This window comes from Streptomyces sp. NPDC058653, assembly GCF_042716895.1.
In the GTDB taxonomy this organism is placed as follows: domain Bacteria; phylum Actinomycetota; class Actinomycetes; order Streptomycetales; family Streptomycetaceae; genus Streptomyces.
The window spans coordinates 1-25,919 of sequence record NZ_JBHXRM010000054.1 but is presented as its reverse complement, the minus strand read 5'-3'; the positions used below and the strand labels follow the sequence as shown (position 1 = coordinate 25,919).

Sequence of the window (25,919 nt, the reverse complement as noted above, 5' to 3'; positions counted from 1 at the left end):
CGCCACCGGGGCACGCGGAACAACACGTCCGGGACCCGTTCTCGCGGGACAGACCACGACGACGACCCCGGTGACAGTCGCGTACACGCGGCGACAGGCGGACACTGGAAGGAAGGAGGCGCGTCATGCGCAAAGTAGCCGACTGCAGGGATTTCCCGAGCGAGAGCGGGTGCACGCTCACGATCTCCGGTGAGGAGAACGAAGTGGTCCGCGCCGCCGCCGACCACGCGGTGACCGTGCACGGACACGCCGACGGGCCCGAGCTGCGGGAGCAGATCCGGTCCACGCTGAAGGACGACGTCCCTGAGCACGCGTGAAGCGGAAGGGCGGATCCATGGAGGCAGACAAGGGTGACCGGCTCGTGGTGCACGGCCGTGTCGTCGGTGAGACGGACCGGGTGGTGGAGGTCGTCGAGGTACTGGGACCGCCTCATTCACCACCGTTCCGGGTACGTGACGAGCGCGGCCATGAACTGATCATGGTGCCGGGTCCCGATTCACAGGTGGAGCATCCACAAGGCGGATAGCCGCCGGCCGACGGCCCCCGCGGAGAGAGTCCGCAGGGGCCGCCCGGCCCAGTCACCACTGTCGGTGCACCGTCGCCTTGGGGCCTGTCACCAGGCTTGCGGGCGGAACGTCGTCGGCCACCACCGCGCCGGCGGCGATGACGGCGTCACGGCCGATGGTGACGCCGGGCAGGATCGTCGCGCCGGCACCGATCCATACGTTCTCCGCCACGTCGATGGGGGCGCCCGTGAGGTAGAGCCTGCGCTGCTCGGGGTCGACCGGGTGGCCGCCGGTGATGAACGTGACCTTCGGGCCGATCATCACGCGCCGGCCGAGCCGGATGCCGGCGTAATCGAGGAACGTGCAGTTCTGGTTGATGAAGACACGCTCGGCGAGGTCGAGATTGAGGCCGTGCTCGGTGAAGAACGGCGGGTAGATCGTGACGCTCGGCGGCAACGGTTTGCCGAGGATCTGCTCGAAGAGTTCCGCCTTGCCCTCCTCGTCGTCGAAGGGCAGAACGTTCAGGCGCGAGGTGAGCGCGGTGACCCGCAGAACCCTCTCGGCCATGGCTCGGAACTCGTCACTGTCGATGCGCATGAGACGGCCGCTGGACATGCCAGGGTCCTTTCTGGTGGAACGATGGGCGCAATCCGGACAGGATCCGCCGAATGATGCTGTGAGAAGGCCCGGGTCGCCTCTACCGGGTGGGCTCCGACGCCCAGGACGGGAGCCAGACCGGTCCGGGGAGCCGTGGCAGGCCCCCGAGGTGGGTGATGATTCGGCGGAGCCCCGGATGTGGATTGGTCCTGGGGGTGATCAGCGAGAGCGGATAGGCGAGGGTCGGATTCACGACTGGGATCCGGCGCAGGTCGTGGCCGGCAGGCCAGATGTACCGGTCGCGCGCCCCGACCAGGGTGGCCACGTCCGGCGAGTCCGCGAGCGTGTCCAGGAGTACGTCGTCCCCGAAGTGCGGCCCGGCCGCGTCGACGCGCAGGTCGAAGTCGGTAGCGAGCTGGTCGTAGAACTCCGCCCACTCGCTGCCCGGCGCGATACCGGGCACCCAGATCCGGTGCTTGCGCAGTTGCGGCGGGGTGAGTCGCGGGGCGGCGGCGAGCGGATGTCCCGGGCCGACGAGGAGCTCCAGCGGGGAGTCGAACGCGCGCGTCATCCGTACGTCGGGCGGCAGCGCGGCCGGGTCGGTGACCGTACGGAACGAGGCGTCGACATGCCCGGCCTGGACGGCGACGGCCGCCACCCGGGGGTCGTCGACTCTGAGGGTGACCACGTCGAGATCGGTTCCGGGGTGCGCGCGCCAGTAGTCGTGCAGTACGACCGCTTGCGCGCTGCGCAGGCCGAGTACGTCGATCCGCAGGGCCCGGGAGCCCGGCCTGACGGCGGTGACGGCGCGCTCGACGGCCGCGACGATGCTCCGCGCGTGGGGGAGGAACACCTGGCCGTCGGGCGTCAGCTCGACCCCTCGGGCGGTACGGGTGAACAGACGTACTTCCAGGGCGCGTTCCAGGGTGGCGATCCGCTTGGAGACCGCCTGCTGTGTCACGGCCAGCTCGTCGGCCGCGTGCTGGAACTGCCCGAGCTCGGCCGCCCGGACGAATGATCGCAATGCCTCGCTGTCCACCGGTTCATCGTATGAGTGCACAACCGACCGTTGTGTCTGGTGAGGGTGAGTTGGCGAGCAGACGCCATCCAGGTTTGACCGGGCTCCGCACCTCGGTCACTCGCATGTCCGCGGACGATTGACAGGCCAAGTTAATGCGATTAGCTTATAGCTAACAACATTAGCCATCAGCCACCCGGGAGAAGTCATGACCGAGTTCCTTGCCGTCGACGGCGGCACGATCGCTTACGAGGTGACGGGCTCCGGCCCGCTGATCGTTCTCGCCCACGGCATGGGCGACAGCCGCGCCGCCTACCGCGGTGTGATCCCGCCGCTGGTGGCGGCGGGCTACCGGGTCGCGGCGGTCGATCTGCGCGGCTGCGGCGAGTCCAGCGTCGGCTGGCCGGCCTGGAGCCGCACCGCCATCGCCGGTGACCTGCTCGCCGTGGTCCGCCACCTGGGCGGCCCGGCCGTGCTCGTCGGCCACTCGATCTCCGGGGGCGCCGCCACCATCGCGGCGGCGCTGGAGCCCTCGCTGATCACCTCGGTCGTCGAGCTGGCGCCGTTCACCCGCAAGCAGTCGATCCGCCTCGGCGACCTGCGGGTCAGGCGATTCCGGCAGGGCATGCTGCGGCTGGTCGGCGCCGGAGCGTTCGGCAGCGTGCCGCTCTGGCGCTCCTACCTCGACGTGGCGTATCCCGGCCCGAAGCCGGCCGACTGGACCGAGCGGCTGAACCGTGTCGACTCGCTGCTGCGCGAGCCGGGCAGGATGAAGGCCCTCCAGGGCATGGGCCGCAGCGCCCCGTCCGACGCGGGCGCGCACCTCGGCGACGTCCGCTGCCCCGTCCTGGTCGTGATGGGCACGCTCGACCCCGACTGGGCCGACCCGCACGCCGAGGGTTCGGCGATCGTCGACGCCCTGCCGTCCGGCCTCGGCCGCCTGGAGATGATCGAGGGCGCCGGCCACTACCCGCACGACCACTTCCCCGACCAAGTGGTCTCCCTCACGCTCGGCTTCCTCCGGTCGGACGCCGCCCGTGCCTAGGGCGGGACTGGATCCGGCGGCCGTGGTCGCGGCCGGTGCCGCCCTCGCCGACGAGGTGGGCCTCGCCCAGCTGACGATGGGTCTGCTGGCCGAACGGCTGGGCGTACGTACTCCGTCCCTCTACAAGCATGTGGGCGGCCAGGACGATCTGAACCGGCGTATCGCCGCGCTGGCGCTGAGCGAGGCCGCCGACACCATCGGCGGCGCGGTCCAGGGGTACGCAGGCCGCGACGCCCTGGCGGCGGCGGCACGCGCCTTCCGCACCTTCGTCGTGGAGCATCCCGGGCGGTACGGCGCGACGATCGGGATCGAGCCGTCCGGGCCCGACGATCCGGTCGCCGTCGAGGGGCAGCGCTCCCTCGACGCGTTCAGGGCGGTGCTGCGCGGCTACGAGATCGAGGACTCCGACATCGACCACGCCCTGCGGATGCTCCGCAGCCTCTGCCACGGCTTCGCGACGTTGCAGGCGGCCAACGGCTTCCAGTGGAGCGCCGACATCGACGAGAGCTTCGAGTGGCTGATCACTTTCGCCGACCGGGGTCTGCGCGCGATGTGAGCGTCCGGCCGCCGAGCCCCGCCCGCTTCGGTGTCAGGGGCGTCCGCGCCGAGCGGGGACGCCACTTGACGGTCCGTCAGTCGGAGACGCGCATCAGATGGATCGCCGTGCTGGCCCAGTCACCGGCTGGCAGCTCCAGCGGCAGTCCGTGGTCCGTCAGCACGGTCGCGTGGTGCCGCACCCCGGTCGCCACGTCCCGGTAGACCGCGCCCCGTTCGAGTCCGGCGAGATTGACGGGCAGCTCCGGCCGTCCCCGGCGCGGTGCCCGCTGCCAGGCCAGCACCAGGGCCTCCGCCCCGTCGGGCGACAGGTACTGCACGACGGTCGGGCCGTCGTCGACCGGTGCCCGCAGCCGGTGCTGGACACCGTGCTGGACCAGATGACGGACCTGCTTGTACGCGCCCACGAACCCGGCCGCCTCGGCAATCTCCTCGTCCGACCAGCGGGTGAGGTCACCGCCGACGGCCAGCACTCCGGCCATCGCGACATGGAAGCGGAACGCCAACGGCACGGTACGCGCGGTGAGTTCGTTGGGCACGTCGGTGACCCACGCGGCCATGGTCGACGCCGGGTAGAGCTGGCTGTAGCCGTGCTGGATGCCGATCCGGTCGGCGGCGTCGGTGTTGTCGGACGGCCACGCCTGGTCGGTACGGGACAGGATGCCGAGGTCCACGCGCCCGCCGCCACCGCTGCACGCCTCGATACGCAGCGCGGGATGGTCGGCCCGCAGCCGGTCGATGACCCCGTAGAGGTTGTGCACGTAGGCGCTCCACAGCCGGTCGTCACCGTCCGGGCCGCCGGCACCGGGACCCGTCTCGCTGAAGGGGCGGTTCATGTCCCACTTGAGGAAGTCGACGCCGTTGTCCGCGACGAGCGCGGTGAGCCACGCGTACGCCCAGTCGGCGACGTCGTCCCTGGCGAAGTTGAGCACGAGCTGGTTACGCAGCTCGGTGCGCGTACGGTGCGGGAAGTGCAGGATCCAGTCGGGGTGCGCGCGGTAGAGGTCGCTGTCGGCGTTGACCATCTCCGGCTCCACCCAGAGACCGAAGAGCATGCCGAGCCGGTGCACCTCGTCGACCAGCGGTGTCAGGCCCTTGGGGAACCGCTCGGGTGACGGTGTCCAGTCGCCGAGCCCGGCCCGGTCGCTGCGCCGGGCGCCGAACCAGCCGTCGTCCATGACGTACAGCTCGGCCCCCAGTTCGGCGGCCCGCGCGGCGAGCGCCATCTGGCGCGTCTCGTCGATGTCGAAGCCGGTGGCTTCCCAGGAGTTGTAGAGCACGGGGCGCAGCTCGCCCGGGTGCGGGAGGACGTGCGCGCGGGTGTACGCGTGCCAGGCCCGGCTCGCCGCGCCGAAACCGCCCTCGGTGTGGAGCCCGGCGAAGCGCGGGGTGGTGTGCGTCCGCCCGGGGCCAAGGCGCAGGGTGGTGGAGTCGTGTCCGGCGCCGCCGGTGAAGCCGGCGCGGCCGTCGGAGGTGCGCTGGGCGGTGATGCGCCAACTGCCGCTCCACGCGAGCGCGGCGCTCCAGACCTGGCCGTGGTCCTCGGTCGCGCCGCCGTCGTCCAGCATGACCCACGGGTTGAGGTGGTGGCTGGGGATGCCGCGCCGACTGGTCAGTACGGTCTCGCCGAACGCCAGTGTCTCGCGGCGCAGTTGGGTCTCGGCGGCCCAGGCTCCTGTGACATGGCCGAGCCGGTACTCCGCCCTCGGCGGCAGGGTCCAGGCCGCCGAGTCCGCGCGCAGCACGACGATGTCGTCTTCGCCGGTGTTGCCCAGGGTCGTCCAGCGCTCGATCACATCGCTGTCGCCGTGCACGCGGTAGTGCAGGCCGATGTCGAGCGGGTAGTGCCGGTCGCGCAGGAGCAGGTCCAACTCGGCGGCCCCGTCCGGGGTTTCACGGATCTCGTGGCCGACCGCCGCCCATTCGATCGAGCGGGTGCCGTCGGCGAAGCGGACCTGGAGCGAGGGCACGCCGTAGCGGGCGCCGCCCTCGACGGGCAGCTCCTCGCCGACCGGTGGACGCCCCTCGAAGCTGTTCGCCTCCCGGTCGACCGGGTGGGGTCGCCCGGCGATCTCCCGTGCCTCGTCCAGGGTCAGCCTGCCGCCCCAGGCGACATGACAGGGCGCGCCGCTGCTGTCGATCCGCACCGCGTACGAGGTGTGCGGAGTGCTGAGCAACCACAGGGCCGCGTCCGGGGCGTAGGAGATCTGGGGCATGGAGATCCTCACGTTCGGGGGCAGCACTGTGACGGCAGGTAGCCAATCCCGCCCTTTGATCCGCTGTCAAGTGCCCTACTCCAAGAAACTTTTCCCAGCAGAAGGGATGATCAACTTCTACTTCACAGGGTTCCTGCTTTTTTTATTGACAGAGGAAATTAACTCACCTACGTTTCCGGCCATGTCAACGACCGACCAGGTGGAGGCGTTTCCGGCGGCCACTCCCGCCGCCTCCTTGGTCTTCACCACGGTGCTCTCCCAGGGCCCGCTCTCCCGGGTGGAGCTCTCCCGTCGCACCGGCCTCTCGTCGGCCGCGGTCACCAAGGCCGTACGGCCTCTCATGGCGGCCGGTTACTTCGTCGAGGCCGCGGACGAGAGCGCGCCGCCCGCTGTCGGCCGGCCCGCCAACCCCGTACGGGTGGACGGCGGCAGGGCCTTTTTCGTCGGCGTGAAAGTGACGGCCGACGAGGTGATCGCGGTCCTGGCGGACCTGTGCTGCCGGATCCGGCTGGCCCGGCACGTACCGCTCACCGACCGGGAGCCCGGGGCCGTGATCGCGGTGATCGGGGAGCTGACGGCCGAGTTGAGGACGGAGGCCGAGGGTTTCGGCGTGCCGGTGCAGGGCCTCGCGGTCGCGGTGTCCGGGGATGTGGACCGGGCGGCCGGAGTGGTGCGCTACTCCCCCTTCCTCGACTGGCGGGACATCGCCCTCGCGGAGCTCGCCTCGGCGGTGACCGGGCTGCCGACCACGGTGGACAACGACGTACGGGCGCTGACGGTGGCCGAACAGTGGTTCGGCGCCGGAGTGGGGCTCTCCAACTTCGCGCTCGTGACCGTCGGCGCCGGTATCGGCTGCGGCCTCGTGGTCAACGGCCGGGTCGTCTCCGGCGCGCACGGCGTGGCCGGTGAGATCGGCCATCTGTCCATCGACCCGCGGGGGCCGCTGTGCCACTGCGGCAACCACGGCTGCGTCGAGGCGATCGCCTCGGACTCGGCCATCGTGCGCCGGATCCAGCGCGACACCGGCGAACCGCTGGCCGGCCCCGCGCAGGCACTCGAACTGGCGCACGGCGACAGCCCGGTGGCCCGTGAGGCTTACGCGGACGCGGGCGCCGCGATCGGCCGGGCGATCGGCACCGTGGTCAATCTGCTCGGCCCCGAGCGCGTGATCATCTCGGGCGAGGGGCTCGCGGCGTACGACCTGTTCGCCGCCCAGATCAAGGAAGCGTTCTCCGCGACCGCTTTCAGCACCGCCGATCAGTGCGACGTGATCACACGTCCGCTGCCGTTCGAGGAGTGGGCGCGCGGGGCCGCGGCCACCGCGATACAGACCTTCATCGGGTCCGAGACCTTCTAGGAGAAGCGATGACGCAGCAGAGCCGCATACCCGGAGCCGGCGGTCCGAGACGACGCAGCGTCGTCAACGGCCTGATGGGGGTCGGAGCGGCCGCACTCGCCGGGCCCGCCCTGGCGGCGTGCGGCGGCGGCCCCCCGGCGGCCGACCCGAAGACCGTGACGTTCGGCTCCAACGGCGCCGACGCCACGCCCAAGAAGGCGTACGCGGCGGTGACGGAGGCCTTCACCAAGGAGAGCGAGCTGAAGGTCAAGACCAACACGGTCGACCACGACACCTTCCAGAAGAGCATCTCCAGCTATCTGCAGGGCACTCCGGACGACACCTTCACCTGGTTCGCCGGCTACCGCATGCAGTACTTCGCGGAGAAGAAGCTGGCCAGTCCCATCGACGAGGTGTGGGAGACCATCGGCTCCGGCTTCAGCGAGGCCGCGAAGCAGCTCTCCAAGGGCAGCGACGGTAAGTACTACTTCGTACCGCTGTACAACTACCCGTGGGCGGTCTTCTACCGCAAGAGCGTCTTCAAGGAGCGCGGTTACACGCCTCCGACCACCTGGGCGCAGTTCGTCGCGCTGGCCAAGAGGATGAAGAAGGACGGGCTCTCGCCCATCGCGTCCGGCTACGGCGGCGGCGACAGCTGGTCCATCCTCGGCGCGTTCGACTATCTGAACCTCCGCGCCAACGGCTACGACTTCCACATGGAGCTGATGCGCGGCGACGTCGCGTGGAGCGACCGGCGTATGAGCACCGTGCTCGACCTGTGGCGGGAACTCGCCCCCTACTACCAGCCGGGCGCCGGTGGGCGTTCGTGGCAGGACGCGGCCCAGTCGCTGCTCGACAAGAAGTCCGGCATGGCCGTCATCGGGCTCTTCCTGGGGCAGCAGATCACCGACACCGCACTGCGCGACGACATCGACTTCTTCCCGTTCCCCGAGGTCGACCCGGCGCACGGCACGGACACCGTCGAGGCGCCGACCGACGGATTCATGCTCAGCCGGAAGCCCAAGAACGCCGAGGGGGCGCGGAAGTTCCTGGAGTTCCTGGGCAGCCCCGAGGCCGAGGGCATCTACATGGGCGTCGACCCGAGCAATGTGGCCGTCCACAGCAAGGCCGACACCAGCACGTACAACGCGCTGCAGAAGAAGTCGGCCGAGCTGATCGGCGCGGCCAGGCACATCACCCAGTTCGGCGACCGGGACAGCGACCCCGGGTTCATCTCGACCGTCGTGCTGCCCGGTCTGACGCAGTGGCTCGGTCACCCGGACGACGGGGCGGCCACCCTGAAGAAGATCGAGTCGCAGCGCTCGCGCTTCTTCTCGGGCTGATCCGGGGTCAGCAAGCCGACGGCCGACACCCGAGGCCTGGACACCTGGACGCCTCCACGCTCGAAGCCCGCCACCCGACACACCCGAGCCGCCACCCCGCCGACCCGCCCGAGGGACGCCCACCCGTATGACTTCCACACTCAAAGCACCGGAGGAACCGGTCACGCCGGCCGCGCCCGACGTACCGGCCCGTCGGGGCAGGCCGCGCCGGCTCGGCCCGCACGACCGGCTGTTCCTCGGCGTCATCGTCGGCGTGCCGCTGCTGGGCCTGCTGATCTTCGTCTGGCTGCCCGCGCTCGCCTCTCTCGCCCTCTCCTTCACCAGTTGGGACGGCCTGTCGCTGTCCGACATCGACTGGATCGGCTGGGACAACTACCGCGAGATCTTCACCAACTACCCGCCGTTCTGGCCGGCCGTCCAGCACAACGTCATCTGGCTGCTGTTCACCGCGCTGCTGCCGACGCCGTTCGGGATCTTCCTCGCGTACCAGCTCGACCGGAAGATCCGTTTCACCCGGATCTACCAGACGGCGATCTTCCTGCCCATGGTGCTCTCCCTCGCGGTGGTCGGGCTGATCTGGGAGATCATCTACAACCCGGACAACGGACTGCTCAACGGCATCATCGGGAGCGTCTCGCCGGGCACCCACATCGACTGGCTCGGCGATCCCGACCTCAATCTGTGGGCCGTGCTCGTCGCCTCCGCGTGGCGGCACACCGGCTACATCATGATCCTCTATCTGGCCGGGCTCAAAGGCTTCGACCCCGCGCTCAAGGAAGCCGCCGCGCTCGACGGCGCCAACGGCCGGCAGACGTTCCTGCGCGTGGTCTTCCCCGCGCTGAAGCCGGTCAACATCGTGATCCTCGTCGTCACGGCGATGGAGTCGCTGCGCGCCTTCGACATCGTGTACGTCCTCGGCGGCGGTATCGGCAGCAAGCCCGGTATGGAGCTGCTCTCCCTGCTGATCACCGACAACATCGTCGGCGAGACCAGCCATATCGGCTACGGCTCGGCGATCGCGGTGATCATGCTGCTGGTCTCGCTGACCGCCATCTGCACCTTCCTCGTACAGAACTTCCGCAAGGACAAGGAGGAGGAGTGACCGCGACCGCCACACCTCCGGCCGCCCGGCCCCGGGCACCGCACGGCACACCTCCCGTGAAGCGCTCACGCCCGCGCCGCCAGACCGGCCGTCATCTCTTCCTCGCCGGGATCTCCCTGCTCTGGCTGGTCCCGCTGCTGTGGGCGATGTACACCTCGCTGCGGCCGTACGAGGACACCGCGAAGAACGGCTATCTCTCCTGGCCCAGCGGTCTGAGCCTGGAGAACTTCACCGACGCGTGGGCGCAGTCGGGTCTGGCGCACTTCTTCTGGAACTCGGTGCTCGTCACCGTGCCGGCCGTGCTCGGCACCCTGTTCTTCTCCGCGGCGGTCGCCTTCTACGTGTCGCGTTTCGACTTCCGCTGGAACATCGCGCTGCTGATGCTATTCACCGCGGGCAATCTGCTCCCCGCCCAGGTGCTCATCACCCCGCTGTACCGGCTCTACCTCCAGTGGAACCTGCCCGGCTGGATGAGCGACTCGTATCTGCTCTACAACTCCTACTGGGGCATCATCGCCATCCACATCGCCTACCAGTGCGGCTTCTGCACCTTCGTGCTGAGCAACTACATGAAGACGATCCCGAAGGAGATCACCGAGGCCGCGCTCGTGGACGGCGCGCCCGTGTGGCGGCAGTTCTTCCAGATCGTGCTGCCGCTCTGCCGGCCGGCCTTCGCCGCGCTCGCGACGCTGGAGTCGATCTGGATCTACAACGACTTCTTCTGGCCGCTCGTACTGATCGAGACCGGTGACAAGCGTCCCGTGACCTCCGCGCTCGCCAGCCTGGAGGGTCAGTACTTCACCAATCCCAACCTCATCGCGGCCGGCGCGCTCATGACCGCGATCCCGACGCTGATCGTGTACTTCGCGCTCCAGCGGCAGTTCATCAGCGGTCTGACCATCGGCGCGGGCAAGTAGGCAGTCCCGCTCCTCCACCCCACCCCCGCTCCTCCCCGTCACGAGAAAGCAGGAGGCTCCCTCCCATGCGCCCACCCGCTCGCACCGTCGCGAGAACCACGCGCGCCGCGCTCGTCCTCGCCGTCACGGCCGGCCTGGCGGTCGCCGTACCGGCCACGGCCCAGGCCCAGTTCCCCGACCGGGCCCCGGCGACCGCCGGACCGGCGAAGGCGTCCGCCCCCACGGCCACGACCGGCGGGAACGCCGTCGCCGAGAAGCCCTACATGGGCTGGAGCAGCTGGAGCCTCCAGACCACCTCGTACCCGGGGGTGAACCCCAACGGCAACTACAGCTATCTCACCGAGGCCAACGTCAACAAGCAGACGGACGCGCTGGCCTCGAAGCTCAAGAAGTACGGCTACGAGTACATCAACATCGACGCCGGCTGGTGGCGCGGCTGGGACTGGACGCCGGAGTTCGACGAGTACGGGCGCCAGAAGACCAACACGGAGCGTTTCCCGAGCGGGATGAAGGCGGTCGCGGACCGTATCCACAGCAAGGGCCTCAAGGCCGGCATCTACCTTCCCGTGGGTCTGGAGAAGGAGGGCTACGGCGAGGGCAGGCTGAAGATCTGGAACACCGACGACTGCACCACCGGCGACATCGTCTACAGCGACCTGCGGACGACGAACGGCTGGGACAGCTCGTACAAAATCGACTTCACCAAGCCGTGCGCGCAGAAGTACGTCGACTCGCAGGCGCGGCTCATCGCCGACTGGGGCTACGACTTCCTCAAGCTCGACGGTGTGGGCCCGGGGTCCTTCAAGAGCGGTGACAACTACGACAACCGCACGGACGTCGCCGCCTGGCAGAAGGCCATCAAGTCCACCGGGCGGCCCATCCATCTGGAGATCTCCTGGTCGCTCGACATCAACTACGCCAAGGACTGGAAGGCCACGTCCAACGGCTGGCGCGTGGACACGGACGTCGAGTGCTACTGCAACACCCTGGTGTCGTGGGAGAACTCGGTCGAGGACCGGTGGCGTGACACACCGGGCTGGACGCGGTACGCCGGGCCCGGCGGCTGGAACGACCTGGACGCGATCAATGTCGGCAACGCCGGGATGAGCGGTCTGACCAAGGCCGAGCGGCAGAGCTACATGACGCTGTGGGCGGTCGCCAAGTCGCCGCTGTACAGCGGCGACGACCTCACCAAGCTGGACGACTACGGCCTGTCGCTGCTGACCAACCGCGATGTGCTGAAGATCAACCAGCAGCCGGGGAAGCCCGCCAAGCCCGTCACATCGGTCGGTGACGAGCAGGTCTGGGCCTCCGAGAACCCGGACGGCGGTTACACCGTCGCCCTGTTCAACCAGGGTGACTCCCCCTCGCCGGTGACCGCCGACTGGCAGTCGCTGGGCTTCACCGGCCAGGCGTCCGTACGCGACGTGTGGAACCACGAGAGCCTCGGCCGGCACAAGGACGGCATCACCCAGGCCGTACCGGCGCACGGCTCCCGGCTGTTCACCGTCACCCCGGAGGGCCCCGAGCTGAAGACCACCGCGTACGAGGCGGAGTCCCCGGACAACGTGCTGAGCGGCTCGGCGTCCATCGCCGACTGCGACGAGTGCTCGGGCACGAAGAAGATCGGCAACCTCTACGTCGGCGGCAAGGTCCAGTTCACGGACGTCACCGTCAAGAAGGCCGGCCGCTATCTGGTCAAGGTCGCCTACACCTCCGGCGACCCCCGGTCGATCGGTGTCTCCGCCAACGGCAAGGCCCCGGTCGACACGGCCTTCCCGGCCACCGGCGGCTGGTCGGCGGTGGACTCGATCAGCGTCCCGGTCACGCTCAGGGCGGGCAGCAACACCCTCACCTTCGACAGCGGTGAGGGCTACTCGCCGGACATCGACAAGATCGACGTGCCGCGCCTCTGATCCGGCTCCGCAGGGGGCGCGTCCGCACGGGCGCGCCCCCGGCAGATGTCCCACGCACGTCCCCTTCCGCAGGAACGGAGTTGTCCCGTGAACGATCGGCATCCGCACGGCCCCGACACGGGCCCCGACGACGGTCCGGGCCCCACCCGTCGGCGCCTGCTCTCCCTCGCCGCCGGCGCCGGCGCTCTCACCGCGCTCGGCGGACTGCCCGCCTTCGCCGCCACCGCTCCCCCGAAGCGCCCGGCGCTCTCCCCGATGCTCGCCGAGGGCGAGGGGTCGACGACCCGGATGTGGTATCGCGCCCCGGCCGGTGACACGACGATGCTGGAGCGGGCGCTGCCGGTCGGCAACGGGCGCCTCGGCGCGCTCGTCGGCAACGACCCCGGGCATGAACTGCTCTTCGTCTCCGACGCCACCATGTGGACCGGCGGGATCAACGACGTACTCGACCAGGACGGCCAATTCCCCTACGGGCGGGCCGACTTCGGCAGCTTCACCCAGCTGGCCCATGTGACCGTCGACATCCCGGACCACGATCTGGGCTCCGTCAACGACTTCCGCCGCGAACTCGACATCGACCAGGGTCTGGTCACCTCCGGCTATGTCCGCTCGGGCGTCAGCTATCAGCGCCGTGTCTTCGCGAGCCACCCGGACGACGCGGTCGTCGTCCACTTCTCGCAGCGGGGCGGCGGCCACTACACCGGGACGATCTCGCTCGACGGCACCCACGGCGAGACGACGTCGGCGGACGGCGGGAGCGGGGGCCTCTTCCTCGGCGCGGAGTTCGCCAACGGGCTGCGGTACGGCGCCGCCGTCACCGCGCGCGGCACAGGCGGTTCCGTCACCACGAGCGGCTCGCGGATCGTCTTCACCCGGTGCGCCGAGCTGACCGTCGTCATCAGCGGCGGATCGAACTACGCGCCCGACCACACCACCGGCTACCGCGACCCGGACCTCGATCCGGTCGCGCTCGCCAGGACCAAGGTCCGGGACGCCGTACGCCACTCCCCCACCACACTGCTGCACACCCATGTCGCCGACTACCGCGACCAGTTCGAGGGGATGAGCGTCTCGCTCGGCCCCTCCACCGGCGAACAGCGGGCGCTCGACACCTGGGAGCGGCTGAAGCACCGTACGCAGCAGGACGTGCCCGACCCCGAACTCGAGGCGCTGTACCTCCAGTTCGGCCGCTATCTGATGATCAGCAGTTCACGGGACGGTCTGCCGGTCGCCCTCCAGGGGCCCTGGCTGGACGGCAACGACCCGGACTGGATGGGCGATTACCACACCGACATCAACATCCAGATGAACTACTGGATGGCGGACCGCACGGCGCTCTCCCGCAACTTCGACGCGTTCACCGACTACTGTCTCGCGCAGCTGCCGGTCTGGTCCGAGCTGACGCGGGCGCACTTCAACGATCCGCGCAACCGGTTCCGCAACTCCTCGGGCAAGGTCGCCGGATGGACGGTGGCGTACTCGACGAACATCTACGGCGGACTGGGCTGGTGGTGGCACCCGCCGGGCAACGCGTGGCTGTGCAACACGCTGTGGGAGCACTACCAGTACACGCGGGACCTCGGGCATGTGAAGAAGATCTACGCGATGCTCAAGGGTGCCTGCGAGTTCTGGGAGACCCGGCTGGTTACCCTGACGGTCAAGGACCCGGGGACCGGTGAGGACCGCGAGGTCCTCGTCGCCGACAACGACTGGTCCCCCGAGCACGGCCCGCAGGACGCGAAGGGCATCACCTACGCGCAGGAGGTGGTCCGCGATCTGTTCGTCAACTACCGCGAGGCCTGCGAACTCCTCGGCAGGGACGCCGCGTTCGCCAGGACGATCGCCGGGCTCCAGGAGCGGCTGTACCTGCCGGAGGTCAGCCCGAAGACCGGCTGGCTCCAGGAGTGGATGTCGCCCGACAATCTCGGCGAGACGACGCACCGTCATCTCTCCCCGCTGATCGGCCTGTTCCCCGGTGACCGGATCCGTCCCGACGCCTCGCCCGCGGCGCTGGTCGAGGGAGCCACCGAACTCCTCACCGCCCGTGGGATGGAGAGCTTCGGCTGGGCCAACGCCTGGCGCGCCCTGTGCTGGGCGCGGCTGAAGCACGCGGACAACGCGTACGAGCTGGTCGTCAACAATCTGCGGCCCTCCGTCGACGGCACCAACGGCACCGCGATGAACCTCTTCGACATCTACGAGGTCGAGAAGGGCCGCGGGATCTTCCAGATCGAGTCCAACTTCGGCACTCCGGCCGCGATGATCGAGATGCTGCTCTACTCGCGGCCCGGCCATATCGAACTGCTTCCCGCGCTGCCCGAGGCCTGGGCGCGGTCCGGTGCGGTCACCGGCATCGGCGCGCGCGGCGGTTTCGTCGTCGATCTCCGGTGGCGGGACGGGAAGGTCCGGGAGGCGACAGTACGCAGTGTCGGCGGGCGCAGGACGAAGGTCACCGCCGGCGGTGTCTCGCACGACGTGGACCTGCGTTCCGGCAGGAGCGTCACGTTGCGGAACTTCGGATGAGCGGGGCCGTACGCGCTGCCGTACGCCACGGCCTGATCGGTGTGCTCACACTCGCCACGATCCTTCTCGCGCCCGCGCACGTCCCCTCCGCGAGGGCGTCGACGGCGGCCGTCCCTCCCCCGCCCGCCAAGGCCGTCGTCACCTGGGCGGCGAGCGCGGACCGGATGGGCGAGGCGGCCGGCGACCGGAGTTACCGGCTGATCGTGCGGACGAGCGTGGGCGGCACGGGTCTGCGGGTCCGGGTCTCCAACGCGTTCGGGGAGGGCCCGCTGGTGATCGGGAGCGCGTACGCCGGTCTCCGTGAGAGCGGTGCCCGGCTGCGCCCCGGCAGCAACAGGAAGCTCCGCTTCGACGGCGCCGGGTCCGTGACCCTGGCGCCGGGCGAGATCCGCTACAGCGATCCGCTGCCCGGCCGGGTGGCGCCGATGAGCGATCTGGCCGTCAGTCTGTACGTGCGGGAGACGGCCGGGCCCGCCACCGGGCACGGGATGGCGCTCGCGACGTCGTACGCGACGAGCGGCGACCGTACGGCTCAGGAGCGGGACGAGGCGTACACGGAGCGGCTGGGGTCGTGGTTCCACCTCGACGCGGTCACCGTGGACGCGGACCACGGGGCGGGCGCGGTGGTGACGCTCGGGGACTCGATCACGGACGGCTGGCAGTCGACCACCGACAAGAACCTGCGGTGGCCGGACTTCCTGGCCCGCCGGCTGGGCGCTTCGGCCGACAGCACCGTCAAGGGCGTGGCGAACGCGGGGATCTCGGGCAACAAGGTCCTCGCGGACGGGGCCGCGCAGAGCGCGCTCGGACGGCTCGACCGTGACGTGCTGTCGCTGCCCGGGGTGCGGACGGTGTTCCTGTTCGAGGGCGTCAACGACATCAAGGCCCACACCGGCGTCACCGCCGCGTCCCTGACGGCGGGGTACCGGGAGATCGTCGACCGGTCGCACGCCGCGGGCCTGTGTGTCGTCGGCGCCACCGTCATGCCGTTCAAGGGCTGGTCGGAGTGGGACGCCGAGGGGGAGGCCGTGCGTGCGGAGGTGAACGAGTGGATCCGCACGAGCGGGGTGGTCGACGCGGTCGTGGACTTCGACAAGGTGGTGCGCAGCCCGTACGACGCGGAGCGGCTGCTGCCCACGTTCGACAACGGCGACCATCTGCACCCCAACGACAAGGGCATGCAGGCGATGGCCGACGCGGTCTCGCTGAAGGCCCTGGAGTGCGGCCGGGAGGCGTCCCTCACCCGGTGATACCGATGGTGTCCGCCCCGTCGGTGAGATCGCTGATGGGACCGGTGGTGAGATCGCCGGCGAGGAGGTCCATCAGAAGTCCGTCGTGCCAGGTCCCGTCGGCACCGCGCTCGTACTCCCGCATGATCCCGACGGGCCGGAAGCCGACCTTGCCGTAGCACCTGATGGCCGCGGTGTTGTCGGCGGCCGGATCGATCACCACGCGGTGGTGGCCGAGGTCGTCGATCAGATGTCTGACCAGGGTCCGTACTGCGTCGGTGCCCACCCCGCGGCCGTGCACGGCCGGATCGAGGTAGATGTCGACGTTCGCGTGCCGGTAGTCGGCGTCCTCCTCGGAGCCGAACTGGACGGCGCCCACGGTGGCGCCGTCCAGTTCGATCACCAGCGAGGTGACGTCGGGCTCGTCGAGATCCTCCGTCACCGCCAGGATCAGATCGTCGCCGCCGCGCCAGGTGGCGTGGACCTCGGGCGTGGCGCGGATGGCGGCGAGTGCGGGGATGTCGTCCGGGACGGCGGGTCGCAGGACGACGAGAGCACCCTTCAGTGGCTTCTCCATAAGGGCACGCTAATAGATCAGTGATTCGATTCTCACTGCTTTTGGCGCCCCTCGGACCCCTGCCGTCACCGTGGTCACCACCGGGGCGCGCTCAGAAGACACCGAGGTCCGACGACAGCCACCGCTGGGGCCGCATCCGGAAGACGACCTGCTCGCCCTGGTCGCCGGCCGACGCGTTGACGTACTCGTCGACCGTGTCCGCGGGCAGATAGCGGGCCGCCATCTCGACGAACTGCTCACGGGTGCAGGGGGCCCGTTCCGTGACGGGCCCCTCGACGGAGACGTACCGCACCGTCGGCTCGGTCCGCTCGGCGAGCAGCGAGAAGCGGCCCGCCGCCACGATCAGCCTGTCCTTGCGGGAGTCGGCGCCCGTCACGATCCAGAGGTCGGCGCCCGGCGTGTACTGGTACCAGACAGGGACGACGAGCGGCGCCCGGTCGGGGGCGCCGGAGTCGACGGAGAGTGCGCCGATGTGCGGCTCTACGAGGAACTGCTCACGTTCTTCCCTGCTGAGGGCCACGGGATGTCTCCTTCGCGTGAAGTGCGGGGATCTGTCCCGTCATCCTTACCAGCGGTGGTGTATCTCCGCACGGATGCGGCGGTCGTACACCTCGCGCACCGCGTCCAGCGTCGTCTCCGACAGGGGCGGCAGGGAGGCCGCGGCGGCGTTGGACCGTGCCTGCTCGACGGAGCGGGCGCCGGGGATGACGCTGCTGACGCCGGGCTGCTGGATGATCCAGCGCAGCGCGGTCTGGGCCGGTGTGGCGCCCTCGGGGGCCAGGTCCGCGAACTCGGCGGCGGCGGCGAGGCCCGTGGCGTACTCGATGCCGGAGAAGGTCTCGCCCTGGTCGAACGCCTCGCCGTGCCGGTTGTAGCTGCGGTGGTCGTCGGCGGCGAAGACGGTGTCCTTGGTGTACTTGCCGGAGAGCAGTCCGGAGGCGAGCGGGACCCGCGCGACGATGCCGACGCCCGCCTCCCGGGCGGCGGGCAGCACCTCTTCGAGCGGCTTGAGACGGAAGGGGTTGAGGATGATCTGTACGGAGGCGACGCCCGGCCTGGCGATGGCGGTCAGCGCCTCGGCGCAGGTCTCGACGCTCACGGCGTAGGCGGCTGTCCGCTTCTCGGCGACCAGGGTGTCGAGCGCGTCGAAGACGGCGTCGGTGGAGTAGGCGGCCGTGGGCGGGCAGTGCAGCTGGACCAGGTCCAGGGTGTCCACGCCGAGGTTGGCACGTGAGCGGTCGTTCCAGACGCGGAAGTTGTCCAGGCTGTAGTTCTCGGGACGCTGCTCGGCCCGGCGGCCCATCTTCGTCGCGACGAGGACGCCGGCGTCCGGGCGGTTCTTCAGGAACCGGCCTATGAGCTGTTCGCTGCGGCCGTCCCCGTACACGTCCGCCGTGTCGAAGAAGGTCACACCCGCTTCGAGCGCCGTGTCGAGGACGGCGAACGCGTCGGCCTCCGCGACGTCACCCCAGTCGGCCCCCAGCTGCCATGTGCCCAGTCCTACGACGGAGACCTCTCGGCCCGTCCTGCCCAGTACGCGCTTTTCCATACGGACGATGCTACGTCGGGGTCCGTACGGCTCCGAGGGGCGGGGCAGGGGCGGGCGGCCGGGGGCCGGGGGGCCCGTCTCAGATCTGCTGGGTGAGATTGACGGTGTTGCCGTCCGGGTCCTTGATGTGGGCGACCCGCTGCCCCCAGGGCATGTCGTTGGCGGGCCCGAGCGTCTGCCCGCCCAACTCCTCCACGCGTGGCAGCAGTTCGTCCACGTCGGAGACGGCGACGCTCAGCAGCATCCGCTGGGCCGCGCCGAGGTCGACGTCCGCGTCCGACACCAGCCCGAGGTCGGAGTCGCCCACCCGCAGATTGATGAAGAACGGCGCCCCTTCGTCAGGGGTGCGGGAGGTCTCCTCCGCGCCGAGCAGTCCTTGGTAGAAGGCCAGCAGCCGGTCGATCGCGGGTGAGATGACCATCGGCTGAATCGTGCCAGACATGTGTTTCCTCCTACTGATGGCCGCTCGGCTCCCCCGAGGGGGCGGCCTTCGGCACAGGGATGCTTTCTCGTTGCTGACCGGCGGCGGGCGCGTGACTCATCGGTCGTCCGCGCCCGACATGACCGCCGTGCCGCCTACGGTGCCTTGCCGACCGAGAACACCGCGCCCGCCGGGTCGGTGACAGTGGCCATGCGGGCGTACGGGGTGTCCTCGGGCTCGGTGGAGGAGCCTCCGGACTCGGTGGCGCGCGCGGCCACGGCGTCCGCGTCGGACACGGCGAACAACGTTCCCCAGGCGGAGGTCGGCACGTCTGAGCTGCCGATGATGCCGCCGATCTCGTGCCCGTCGGGACGGCGCAGGAAGGTGAAGTCGAGCTCGGGCACCTCGTCGTTGCCGTCCAGTGTGAAACCGAACAGCGCCGTGTAGAAGGCGCGGGCGGGCTCGGGGTCGGGGGTGATCAGATCGTTGCGCACCAGCGAGTCGGGCTCGTTCACGATCTCGCTGCCGAGCCGGGAACGGCCCTGCCACAGTCCGAACCGGGCACCGACCGCGTCCACCGCGACGGCCGTACGGGCATGGTCGGCCAGGTCCGCCGGTGCCTCGATCAGCCGGCCGCCCCTCTCCGTGACGCGCCGCGCGGTCTCGTCGCAGTCGTCGGTGGCGAAGTACATGGTCCACACCGCGCTGGTCCGGTCCGGGTCCGGGACGATCCCGGCGACGGGCCGGCCGCGCAGCAGACAGACGGTGCCGTCCGCCTCACCGGTCGGGTACGGCTCGAAGTCCCAGCCGAAGAGTGCCTGGTAGAAGACGAGCGCGCCCTCGCGGTCCGGGGTCCTGAGTTCGATCCAGGTGGGGGTGCCCTCGGGCTGATTGGAACTGAGAACGCTCATGATGTGCTCCTTCGTGAGGCGCTGACGCGATGGCTCCAACGTAGGCACCGTCCAGGACAGAACATGTCCTAGAAACACCCCCGGATGAACGCCGCGTACACGATCGGGCGCTCCATCATTCGGTCATGACACGCTCATCGAGGCGGGGCTCCCTCGGTCGTACGGTTCTCGCCGTAGCCGTCGGTGCCGCGTGCACACTGACCGGCCTGACCGGCTGCGTATCCGCGCCGAGCGACACGGAGTCCGACGACGGGCGGTCCGCGCGGACCGTACGGCCCGCGCGGACCGCCGTGCTGCTGGGCGACACCGTGCTCGTGAACCATCCCGACGGTCACGACGAGGCGATGCTGGCCCTGGCGGTGACGGCGGTCGTCGACGAGGCGTCCCGGGCCACGGGCACCGGAGGCGCCCGCTCGGGGAGCGGCACGGCAACGGCGAGGAAGGCGCGCGCCGCCGACGGCAGGAAGTGGGTCGCCGTCCTCGCCGAGGTGAGCAACGCGGGCGCACGGCCGTACGGACACGACGTCGCGCACAGCTTCACGGCCGTGGACGCCTCCGGCCACCGGCACGCGCCGCTGCCCGCGTCGGCCGATCTGACGGTGGGCCCGATGATGACCTGGTCGGTGCCGCTCACCACCGGCCGGACGGCGCGTGGGTGGCTCGTCTTCGACCTGCCGTCGGACGCGGTCCTGACCACGCTGGAGTTCGGCCGTACGCGTACGTCGGCGGCCTCGGCGCACTGGGCGCTGTGAGCCTTCCCCCTCGGCCGGTGTGCCCGGCTACTCGGCCGTCAGTCCCTCGAAGTACGCCTTCTGCGCCGGGTAGTAGTCATCGAATGTGCGGTGGGGTGTGCCGTCCAGGGAGGCGCTGAGCTTGTCCAGGTAGTACTCCCAGCCGGGGCCGATCTCACCGAGGCCGTCCTCGGTGCGGAGGTGCTGGATGAACTGGAGCTCCGTACCGGGCGCCGCATCCGTACCGCCGTCGGCCGCCTCCCCCGTCGTGCCCGACAGCTTCAGCTCCAGCCTCCAGCTGCCCGCCTCGTCGACCGTCGTGAGGATCAGCCGGTGGGGTGCCTCGCACACCTCGACGGTCACCTCCGTGGAGGGGCCCTCCTCCTCGAAGACCATCCGCACGCGCACGCTGCCGCCGGGGGCGCCGTCGCCCTCCCACGGGCCGAACCAGAGGGCGGTGCGGTCGGGCTCGGTGACGGCCGCCCACACCTCTTCGACGGGGAGGGCGAAGTCCCGGGTAAGGACGAGGTCGACGCCCTCGGATGTACGCAGCAACCTGCCGACCGGGATCGGGTTCGGGATCGAGGTCGGGGTGGGGCTCGGGGCCATGGGGTCTCCTCGGGTGGGCGGCCGGAAGGCCTGACGGTTCCGGTCTATCACCGGCCACTGACAACGGTTCGGCGTCCGCCTGCGCCCGGCTCCCGCCCACCGTGGGGACCGAAAGGGACGACCGGAACATCCCGGGAACATTCGCCGACCGGTCGCCGTTGAGATCAGTGTGGGTGTGGACGGAACAGAGTCCCCGGGCCCCATTAATAAATGCCCACAGGGAAGATCGTTCGGCTGAAGCCCTGTGGAGCCTGCCGCCGCGAGGCGACCGCCGTCCGCACCCCGCCTGAACGGCCCCGACCGGTCTCCCCCGTCCGGTCGGGGCCTCCTTTACTGTTCAGGCATGACGGCTGGGGCTGACGCGGAGAGGCCGGGCGGTTTCGCCGCCGCGACCGGGGACGGCCCGCCGTCGACGGTGCCGCCCGAGGTCCGCGCGGCCGAGGTCCGGGTCGCCTTCGGCGGCCTGTCGCAGATCCGCCGTCTGACCAACACCACCGCCTCCGATCCCGCCGCCGTTCCCGCCGCCTGGGAGCGGAACCAACCGGTCCGCGCGGTCGCCCTCGTTCTGGAGGCCGCCGGCATCACCCCCTCCGCGGTCGACGCCGAGGGGAGCCGTACGGCCACGGGATTCCGGGTGGCCGAGGGAGAACGCCCCGGCACCGTACGGGTGGAGTGGCTCGGGCCCCACGGGAGCGGCGCGGCCCAGGACGAGGAGCGGCGACTGACCGAGTGCGCCGCCGCGCTCACCCCGCTGGGCTGGGAGGCGCTGCTCTACCGCGGCCCGCGTCGCCGGCGCTTCCTGGAAGTGGAACCGGCACTCTGAGCCGGCCCCCCGGAGCCTGTTGGCGGCCTTGCGCGGCGCGGGTCCCTCTGGTCGCACGCGGTTCTCGGAACGGGAATCCCGGGTACTCCCCATGCCCTACGCAATCCGGCGGTAAATTGTTCAACGGTCGACCCCCTTTTATTTGAATCCGCAGGTCAGACACCGATCCGGAAATCGAATACTGTCATCTGGAAGACGCTCTTAACAGTTGCCTCCCGGCTCCTTACCGTGGTCCGCACATTGACTCACAAGTCGACACGGGAGTCGGAATGCCAAGTAGTGCTCTTTCCCGTCGTGCAATTCTGCAACGCGGTGCGGTGGCGGGCGGTGTCCTCTCCCTGGGGCCGCTGCTCGGCGGCGCGACCGAGGCACTGGCGCAGTCCACCGGGGGGACGGCGGCAGCGGCCGGCAAGGCCAGCAAGGACGTCTACGGACGGATCGGCGTACGGCCGCTGATCAACGCGCGGGGCACGTACACGATCATCAGCGGTTCGCTGATGCTGCCGGCGGTGCGGGACGCGATGGACGCGGCCGCGAGACAGTACGTGCATCTCGACGAACTCGCCGACGCGGTGGGCAGGCGGCTGGCGAAGATCACCAAGGCAGAGCACAGCCTGGTGGCGTCCGGTTGTCATGCCGCGCTGACGCATGCCACCACGGCGTGCGTCGCGGGCGGAAACCCCGATCTGCATGTGCGGCTGCCCGATCTGACGGGCTTCGAGAAGACCGAAGTGATCATCCCGGCGCACTCGCGCAACGTGTACGAGAACGCCGTCAGCGCCGTCGGCGTGAAGGTCGTCGAGGTGTCGACACCCGACGAGCTGGAGCAGGCCATCGGCCCGCAGACCGCGCTGATCTACATCATGGCCGGTCCGAGGGTCGACGAGAGCGAACTCCCCACGGACGTCATCGCCGCCATCGCGGGGCCCAAGGGCGTGCCGGTCCTGGTCGACGCCGCCGCGGAGATCCTGACCATCCCCAACGTGCACCTGGAGCGGGGCGCGGACCTGGTCGCCTACAGCGGCGGAAAGGCCATCCGCGGCCCGCAGTCGGCGGGTCTGCTGCTCGGCCGGGAGGATCTCGTCCGCGCGGCGTGGGTGAGCAGCGCGCCCCACCACGGCATCGGCCGCGGCTACAAGGTCGGCAAGGAAGAGGCCATGGGCATGCTGGCCGCCGTCGAGATGTGGGTCCAGCGCGACCACGACGCCGAGTTCGAGCGGTGGGAGTCCTGGCTGAGGTCCATCTCGCGCCGGGTCTCCGCGATCGGCAGTGTGAAGACGAGGGTCACGCAGCCGGACAGCCTGTCGAACCGCACCCCCTCACTCACGATCACCTGGAACGAGAAGAGGCTCGGCGTCTCCGGCCGGACCGTGACGGACACGCTGTACGAGGCCGAGCCCCGTATCGCGCTCAACGCGTCCGCCGGCGAGGACCCCACGCGGACGGGTGTGTCGATCACGCCGTACATGCTTCAGCCCGGCGAGGAGAAGATCATCGCCGACGCACTGGTCCGGATCCTCACCGATCCGCCGAAGCCGCCGGCCGCGCCGCTTCCGCCGTCGGTCGACGCGACGGGCACCTGGACGCTCGAAATCGAGTACCTGGCGGGCAGTTCGAGCGCCCACCGGCTGGAACTGACGCAGGACGGCGCCGGGATCACCGGTACCCACACCGGTGAGTACGTGTCCAGGAAGGCCACCGGATCGGTCAGCGGCAAGACCGTGACCGTACGCAGCACACTCAGCGAATCGTCCGGTGACGCACTCGACTTCACCTTCACCGGAACGCTCAAGGGCGACTCGATGAGCGGCGATCTCAACATGGGCGAGTACCTGAAGGCCACCTGGAAGGCCGAGCGCGGCGGCTGAGCCCCGCGCTCCCGGACCGGCCCGCACGGACCAGGCCCGGCCAGGCCCGGCCGGGACCCCGCTCCCCCCGAACAACTCCCCTCAGCAGCAATCCCATTGACGTTCCGTGCCCGCGCACGCGCGGGCACGGACGAAGGAGGACGCGTGACGAACCGCAGGGACTTCATCCGCAAGGCTCCGGTGGTGGCCGCCGTGGCGGCGAGCCCGGCACTGGCCGTCAAGGCCGCCGAGGACCGCGAGCGCCACAAGCCCGAGAAGGAGATCCACTACCCGGGCGGCGGCGAGCCGCCGGAGAACCCGCTGTTCAGCCCGGTCGTCAGCTACGGCGACCTCGTCTTCATCTCGGGCATCGGCGCGCACTTCGAGGGCGACATCACCGCCCACACCGAGCATGTGCTCGACGAGGTGGAGAAGTACCTCGAAGCCGCCGGGTCGTCCATGGACCGGGTGCTCAAGGTCAACGTCTACCTCAACTCCCTCGACGACTACGACGGGATGAACGCGGTCTTCCTCGGCCGCTTCGGCCCCGAGCCCGGGGTGCGCACCACGATCGCCGCGCAGGCCGGTATCCCCGGGGACTCCCTCGTCGAGATCGACTGCATCGCCGTGCGATGAGCCGGGACACGGCTCGTACCGAGGCCGCTCGCATCAGCACCGCCCGCACCATCACCACCCGTACTTCGCGTCACCGGACGAAATTGGGGTTGGCATGTCACTGAGATCACGGGCTCCCTGGGCCGTACTCCCCGCGGTTCTCACCCTCGTGGTGGGCGCGTCGGCCGCCAGCAGCGCCACCGGCGAGTCCTCGGACGACCCGGCGCCGGGCCCGGACGCCTCGGCGTCCGCCGTCACCTACGACCTCCTGCTGCGCAGGGGTCATGTCATCGACCCCAAGAACGACCGCGACAGGGTCATGGACATCGCCGTCAAGAACGGGAAGATAGCGGCGGTCGGATCGAAGATCGACCCGTCGCGCGCCAAGCAGGCGATCGACATCAAGGGCAAGTACCTGGCCCCCGGCTTCATCGACATGCACACCCATCTCTTCCGCGGTGAGCAGGACGCCTACGCGGACGGTGTGCTCGGTCTGCCGCCGGACGGATTCACCTTCCGGGCCGGAGTGACCACGGCGCTCGACACCGGTTCGTCCGGCGCGGAGAACTTCGAACTGTTCAAGAAGAACATCATCAACACGTCCAAGACCCGGGTGCTGGCGATGCTGAACATCGTCGGCAAGGGCATGGCCGGCGGTGACAAGGAGCAGGACCTCGGCAACATGAGCGCCGAGGAGGCCGCCAAGGTCGCCAAGCGGTACCCGGAGATCATCAGGGGTATCAAGACGGCCCACTACAACGGTCCTTCGTGGGAGCCGGTCGAGCGTTCGGTGAAGGCCGGCGAGATGGCCGGTGTGCCGGCGATGATCGACTTCGGGTCGGACAGCCCGGAGCGGAGCATCGAGGAGCTGCTCACCAAGAAGCTCCGCGCCGGCGACATCTACTCGCACGTCTACTCCGGACTGCGCCACGAGCTCGGTGACGACGGCAAGCTCAACCCGGCGCTCCAGGCGGGCCGCGACCGCGGCATCCTCTTCGACGTGGGCCACGGCGGCGGAAGCTTCGACTGGAACGTCGCCATGGAGGGCAAGAAGGAGGGCTTCTGGCCCGACACCATCTCCACGGACCTGCACACGGACAGCATGAACGCGGGCATGAAGGACATGTCCAACGTGATGTCCAAGTTCCTCACGATGGGTCAGCCCCTCAAGGACGTCATCGAGGAGTCGACCTGGAAGCCCGCGCAGGCACTGGGCCGCAAGGAGCTGGGCAACCTGTCCGTCGGGGCGCCGGCCGACATCGCGGTCTTCGACCTGGAGAAGGGCACGTTCGGTTACGCGGACAGCTTCGGCCTGCGGATCGACGGCAAGGAGAAGCTGGTCACCGAGCTGACGGTGCGTGCGGGTGAGGTCGTGTGGGACCTCAACGGCCGGACGGCCGAGCCGTGGAAGCCGGGCGCCGTGGGCGAGAAGCCCAACGAGGAGCACACGGCCCCGTAACAGGACCGACGGCCCCTGACCGTACGACAGAAGCAGAACGAGGAACCCGGAACGACAGAGCCGCTCCCGACCGC

Annotated in this window: 25 protein-coding genes; 16 read left to right on the top strand and 9 right to left on the bottom strand. The window is 69.8% G+C overall.

Annotated elements, in window-relative coordinates:
• Window positions 1-125: 125 nt before the first annotated feature.
• Window positions 126-317, top strand: coding sequence for a DUF1059 domain-containing protein (locus ACFWU9_RS32180; protein WP_384324606.1), 192 nt, complete (start codon window positions 126-128; stop codon window positions 315-317).
• 17 nt (window positions 318-334) lie between these two features.
• Window positions 335-526: a DUF1918 domain-containing protein gene (locus ACFWU9_RS32175; RefSeq protein ID WP_384324605.1), complete on the top strand. Its 192-nt coding sequence runs from the start codon at window positions 335-337 to the stop codon at window positions 524-526.
• Between the two features lie 52 nt (window positions 527-578).
• Here ACFWU9_RS32175 and ACFWU9_RS32170 read toward each other — a convergent pair whose 3' ends face one another.
• Both ACFWU9_RS32170 and ACFWU9_RS32165 read right to left on the bottom strand, forming a co-directional pair.
• The gene (locus tag ACFWU9_RS32170) at window positions 579-1,121 is read right to left on the bottom strand and encodes a DapH/DapD/GlmU-related protein (RefSeq protein WP_384324604.1); all 543 of its coding nucleotides are present in this window, start codon (window positions 1,119-1,121) and stop codon (window positions 579-581) included.
• Between the two features lie 82 nt (window positions 1,122-1,203).
• Window positions 1,204-2,142, bottom strand: coding sequence for a LysR family transcriptional regulator (locus tag ACFWU9_RS32165; protein WP_384324603.1), 939 nt, complete (start codon window positions 2,140-2,142; stop codon window positions 1,204-1,206).
• A gap of 187 nt (window positions 2,143-2,329) precedes the next feature.
• On the opposite strand from ACFWU9_RS32165, the gene ACFWU9_RS32160 reads away from it, so the two are divergent.
• Window positions 2,330-3,166 carry an alpha/beta fold hydrolase gene (locus ACFWU9_RS32160; protein ID WP_384324602.1) on the top strand — a complete coding sequence of 279 codons (837 nt, stop codon included), beginning with the start codon at window positions 2,330-2,332 and terminating at the stop codon, window positions 3,164-3,166.
• Between the two features lie 22 nt (window positions 3,167-3,188).
• Window positions 3,189-3,722 (top strand): TetR/AcrR family transcriptional regulator, encoded by a 534-nt coding sequence (locus tag ACFWU9_RS32155; RefSeq protein WP_384324630.1) that lies wholly within the window; start codon window positions 3,189-3,191, stop codon window positions 3,720-3,722.
• Window positions 3,723-3,798: 76 nt separating this feature from the next.
• Here ACFWU9_RS32155 and ACFWU9_RS32150 read toward each other — a convergent pair whose 3' ends face one another.
• Window positions 3,799-5,937: an alpha-galactosidase gene (locus ACFWU9_RS32150; protein ID WP_384324601.1), complete on the bottom strand. Its 2,139-nt coding sequence runs from the start codon at window positions 5,935-5,937 to the stop codon at window positions 3,799-3,801.
• Window positions 5,938-6,118: 181 nt separating this feature from the next.
• Here ACFWU9_RS32150 and ACFWU9_RS32145 point away from each other — a divergent pair, with 181 nt between their 5' ends.
• From ACFWU9_RS32145 to ACFWU9_RS32115, 7 genes are all read left to right on the top strand, one after another.
• Entirely contained in the window at window positions 6,119-7,294 is a 1,176-nt protein-coding gene (locus ACFWU9_RS32145) for an ROK family protein (protein WP_384324600.1), read from the top strand.
• Between the two features lie 8 nt (window positions 7,295-7,302).
• Complete coding sequence (locus ACFWU9_RS32140) at window positions 7,303-8,616, top strand: ABC transporter substrate-binding protein (RefSeq protein ID WP_384324599.1); 1,314 nt, start codon at window positions 7,303-7,305, stop codon at window positions 8,614-8,616.
• A gap of 127 nt (window positions 8,617-8,743) precedes the next feature.
• Window positions 8,744-9,718 carry a carbohydrate ABC transporter permease gene (locus tag ACFWU9_RS32135; RefSeq protein ID WP_384324598.1) on the top strand — a complete coding sequence of 325 codons (975 nt, stop codon included), beginning with the start codon at window positions 8,744-8,746 and terminating at the stop codon, window positions 9,716-9,718.
• A complete protein-coding gene (locus ACFWU9_RS32130) occupies window positions 9,715-10,635 on the top strand; it encodes a carbohydrate ABC transporter permease (protein WP_384324597.1) in 921 nt (306 codons plus the stop codon). Before ACFWU9_RS32135 ends, ACFWU9_RS32130 begins: the two co-directional genes overlap by 4 nt.
• Before the next feature lie 65 nt (window positions 10,636-10,700).
• Window positions 10,701-12,551, top strand: coding sequence for an alpha-galactosidase D (locus ACFWU9_RS32125; RefSeq protein WP_384324596.1), 1,851 nt, complete (start codon window positions 10,701-10,703; stop codon window positions 12,549-12,551).
• A 45-nt stretch (window positions 12,552-12,596) separates the two neighbouring features.
• Window positions 12,597-15,074: a glycoside hydrolase N-terminal domain-containing protein gene (locus ACFWU9_RS32120; RefSeq protein WP_384324595.1), complete on the top strand. Its 2,478-nt coding sequence runs from the start codon at window positions 12,597-12,599 to the stop codon at window positions 15,072-15,074.
• Entirely contained in the window at window positions 15,071-16,324 is a 1,254-nt protein-coding gene (locus ACFWU9_RS32115) for an SGNH/GDSL hydrolase family protein (protein ID WP_384324594.1), read from the top strand. Before ACFWU9_RS32120 ends, ACFWU9_RS32115 begins: the two co-directional genes overlap by 4 nt.
• Here ACFWU9_RS32115 and ACFWU9_RS32110 read toward each other — a convergent pair.
• The 5 genes from ACFWU9_RS32110 to ACFWU9_RS32090 form a co-directional block, all read right to left on the bottom strand.
• Window positions 16,314-16,880, bottom strand: a complete 567-nt coding sequence (locus ACFWU9_RS32110) for a GNAT family N-acetyltransferase (protein WP_384324593.1) — start codon at window positions 16,878-16,880, stop codon at window positions 16,314-16,316. The genes ACFWU9_RS32115 and ACFWU9_RS32110 overlap by 11 nt on opposite strands.
• 91 nt (window positions 16,881-16,971) lie before the next feature.
• A complete protein-coding gene (locus ACFWU9_RS32105) occupies window positions 16,972-17,400 on the bottom strand; it encodes a pyridoxamine 5'-phosphate oxidase family protein (RefSeq protein WP_384324592.1) in 429 nt (142 codons plus the stop codon).
• 45 nt (window positions 17,401-17,445) lie between these two features.
• A complete protein-coding gene (locus ACFWU9_RS32100) occupies window positions 17,446-18,429 on the bottom strand; it encodes an aldo/keto reductase (RefSeq protein ID WP_384324591.1) in 984 nt (327 codons plus the stop codon).
• Window positions 18,430-18,508: 79 nt separating this feature from the next.
• Window positions 18,509-18,871, bottom strand: a complete 363-nt coding sequence (locus ACFWU9_RS32095; RefSeq protein ID WP_384324590.1) for a VOC family protein — start codon at window positions 18,869-18,871, stop codon at window positions 18,509-18,511.
• Between the two features lie 134 nt (window positions 18,872-19,005).
• Window positions 19,006-19,761, bottom strand: coding sequence for a VOC family protein (locus ACFWU9_RS32090; protein ID WP_384324589.1), 756 nt, complete (start codon window positions 19,759-19,761; stop codon window positions 19,006-19,008).
• A 125-nt stretch (window positions 19,762-19,886) separates the two neighbouring features.
• On the opposite strand from ACFWU9_RS32090, the gene ACFWU9_RS32085 reads away from it, so the two are divergent.
• Window positions 19,887-20,513: a hypothetical protein gene (locus ACFWU9_RS32085; RefSeq protein WP_384324588.1), complete on the top strand. Its 627-nt coding sequence runs from the start codon at window positions 19,887-19,889 to the stop codon at window positions 20,511-20,513.
• A 27-nt stretch (window positions 20,514-20,540) separates the two neighbouring features.
• Here ACFWU9_RS32085 and ACFWU9_RS32080 read toward each other — a convergent pair whose 3' ends face one another.
• The gene (locus ACFWU9_RS32080) at window positions 20,541-21,101 is read right to left on the bottom strand and encodes an SRPBCC family protein (protein ID WP_384324587.1); all 561 of its coding nucleotides are present in this window, start codon (window positions 21,099-21,101) and stop codon (window positions 20,541-20,543) included.
• A 343-nt stretch (window positions 21,102-21,444) separates the two neighbouring features.
• Between ACFWU9_RS32080 and ACFWU9_RS32075 the strand changes: the two genes are divergently transcribed.
• The 4 genes from ACFWU9_RS32075 to ACFWU9_RS32060 all read left to right on the top strand — a co-directional run bounded on the left by ACFWU9_RS32075 (window position 21,445) and on the right by ACFWU9_RS32060 (window position 25,845).
• Complete coding sequence (locus ACFWU9_RS32075; RefSeq protein ID WP_384324586.1) at window positions 21,445-21,924, top strand: hypothetical protein; 480 nt, start codon at window positions 21,445-21,447, stop codon at window positions 21,922-21,924.
• 317 nt (window positions 21,925-22,241) lie between these two features.
• Window positions 22,242-23,792, top strand: coding sequence for an aminotransferase class V-fold PLP-dependent enzyme (locus ACFWU9_RS32070; protein ID WP_384324585.1), 1,551 nt, complete (start codon window positions 22,242-22,244; stop codon window positions 23,790-23,792).
• A gap of 144 nt (window positions 23,793-23,936) precedes the next feature.
• On the top strand, window positions 23,937-24,407 hold the full coding sequence (locus ACFWU9_RS32065) for a RidA family protein (RefSeq protein ID WP_384324584.1): 471 nt from the start codon (window positions 23,937-23,939) through the stop codon (window positions 24,405-24,407).
• A gap of 94 nt (window positions 24,408-24,501) precedes the next feature.
• The gene (locus tag ACFWU9_RS32060; RefSeq protein ID WP_384324583.1) at window positions 24,502-25,845 is read left to right on the top strand and encodes an amidohydrolase/deacetylase family metallohydrolase; all 1,344 of its coding nucleotides are present in this window, start codon (window positions 24,502-24,504) and stop codon (window positions 25,843-25,845) included.
• Window positions 25,846-25,919 lie beyond the last annotated feature (74 nt).

Excerpts from the sequence above, each read along its gene's own strand:
- ACFWU9_RS32180 (WP_384324606.1), top strand. The coding sequence starts at position 126 with ATGCGCAAAGTAGCCGACTGCAGGGATTTCCCGAGCGAGAGCGGGTGC.
- ACFWU9_RS32160 (WP_384324602.1), top strand. The coding sequence starts at position 2,330 with ATGACCGAGTTCCTTGCCGTCGACGGCGGCACGATCGCTTACGAGGTG.
- ACFWU9_RS32095 (WP_384324590.1), bottom strand. The coding sequence starts at position 18,871 with ATGTCTGGCACGATTCAGCCGATGGTCATCTCACCCGCGATCGACCGG.
- ACFWU9_RS32115 (WP_384324594.1), top strand. The coding sequence starts at position 15,071 with ATGAGCGGGGCCGTACGCGCTGCCGTACGCCACGGCCTGATCGGTGTG.
- ACFWU9_RS32075 (WP_384324586.1), top strand. The coding sequence starts at position 21,445 with ATGACGGCTGGGGCTGACGCGGAGAGGCCGGGCGGTTTCGCCGCCGCG.
- ACFWU9_RS32120 (WP_384324595.1), top strand. The coding sequence starts at position 12,597 with ATGTCCCACGCACGTCCCCTTCCGCAGGAACGGAGTTGTCCCGTGAAC.
- ACFWU9_RS32175 (WP_384324605.1), top strand. The coding sequence starts at position 335 with ATGGAGGCAGACAAGGGTGACCGGCTCGTGGTGCACGGCCGTGTCGTC.
- ACFWU9_RS32090 (WP_384324589.1), bottom strand. The coding sequence starts at position 19,761 with ATGAGCGTTCTCAGTTCCAATCAGCCCGAGGGCACCCCCACCTGGATC.
- ACFWU9_RS32110 (WP_384324593.1), bottom strand. The coding sequence starts at position 16,880 with ATGGAGAAGCCACTGAAGGGTGCTCTCGTCGTCCTGCGACCCGCCGTC.
- ACFWU9_RS32135 (WP_384324598.1), top strand. The coding sequence starts at position 8,744 with ATGACTTCCACACTCAAAGCACCGGAGGAACCGGTCACGCCGGCCGCG.
- ACFWU9_RS32080 (WP_384324587.1), bottom strand. The coding sequence starts at position 21,101 with ATGGCCCCGAGCCCCACCCCGACCTCGATCCCGAACCCGATCCCGGTC.
- ACFWU9_RS32145 (WP_384324600.1), top strand. The coding sequence starts at position 6,119 with ATGTCAACGACCGACCAGGTGGAGGCGTTTCCGGCGGCCACTCCCGCC.
- ACFWU9_RS32085 (WP_384324588.1), top strand. The coding sequence starts at position 19,887 with ATGACACGCTCATCGAGGCGGGGCTCCCTCGGTCGTACGGTTCTCGCC.
- ACFWU9_RS32170 (WP_384324604.1), bottom strand. The coding sequence starts at position 1,121 with ATGTCCAGCGGCCGTCTCATGCGCATCGACAGTGACGAGTTCCGAGCC.
- ACFWU9_RS32125 (WP_384324596.1), top strand. The coding sequence starts at position 10,701 with ATGCGCCCACCCGCTCGCACCGTCGCGAGAACCACGCGCGCCGCGCTC.
- ACFWU9_RS32100 (WP_384324591.1), bottom strand. The coding sequence starts at position 18,429 with ATGGAAAAGCGCGTACTGGGCAGGACGGGCCGAGAGGTCTCCGTCGTA.
- ACFWU9_RS32150 (WP_384324601.1), bottom strand. The coding sequence starts at position 5,937 with ATGCCCCAGATCTCCTACGCCCCGGACGCGGCCCTGTGGTTGCTCAGC.
- ACFWU9_RS32140 (WP_384324599.1), top strand. The coding sequence starts at position 7,303 with ATGACGCAGCAGAGCCGCATACCCGGAGCCGGCGGTCCGAGACGACGC.
- ACFWU9_RS32060 (WP_384324583.1), top strand. The coding sequence starts at position 24,502 with ATGTCACTGAGATCACGGGCTCCCTGGGCCGTACTCCCCGCGGTTCTC.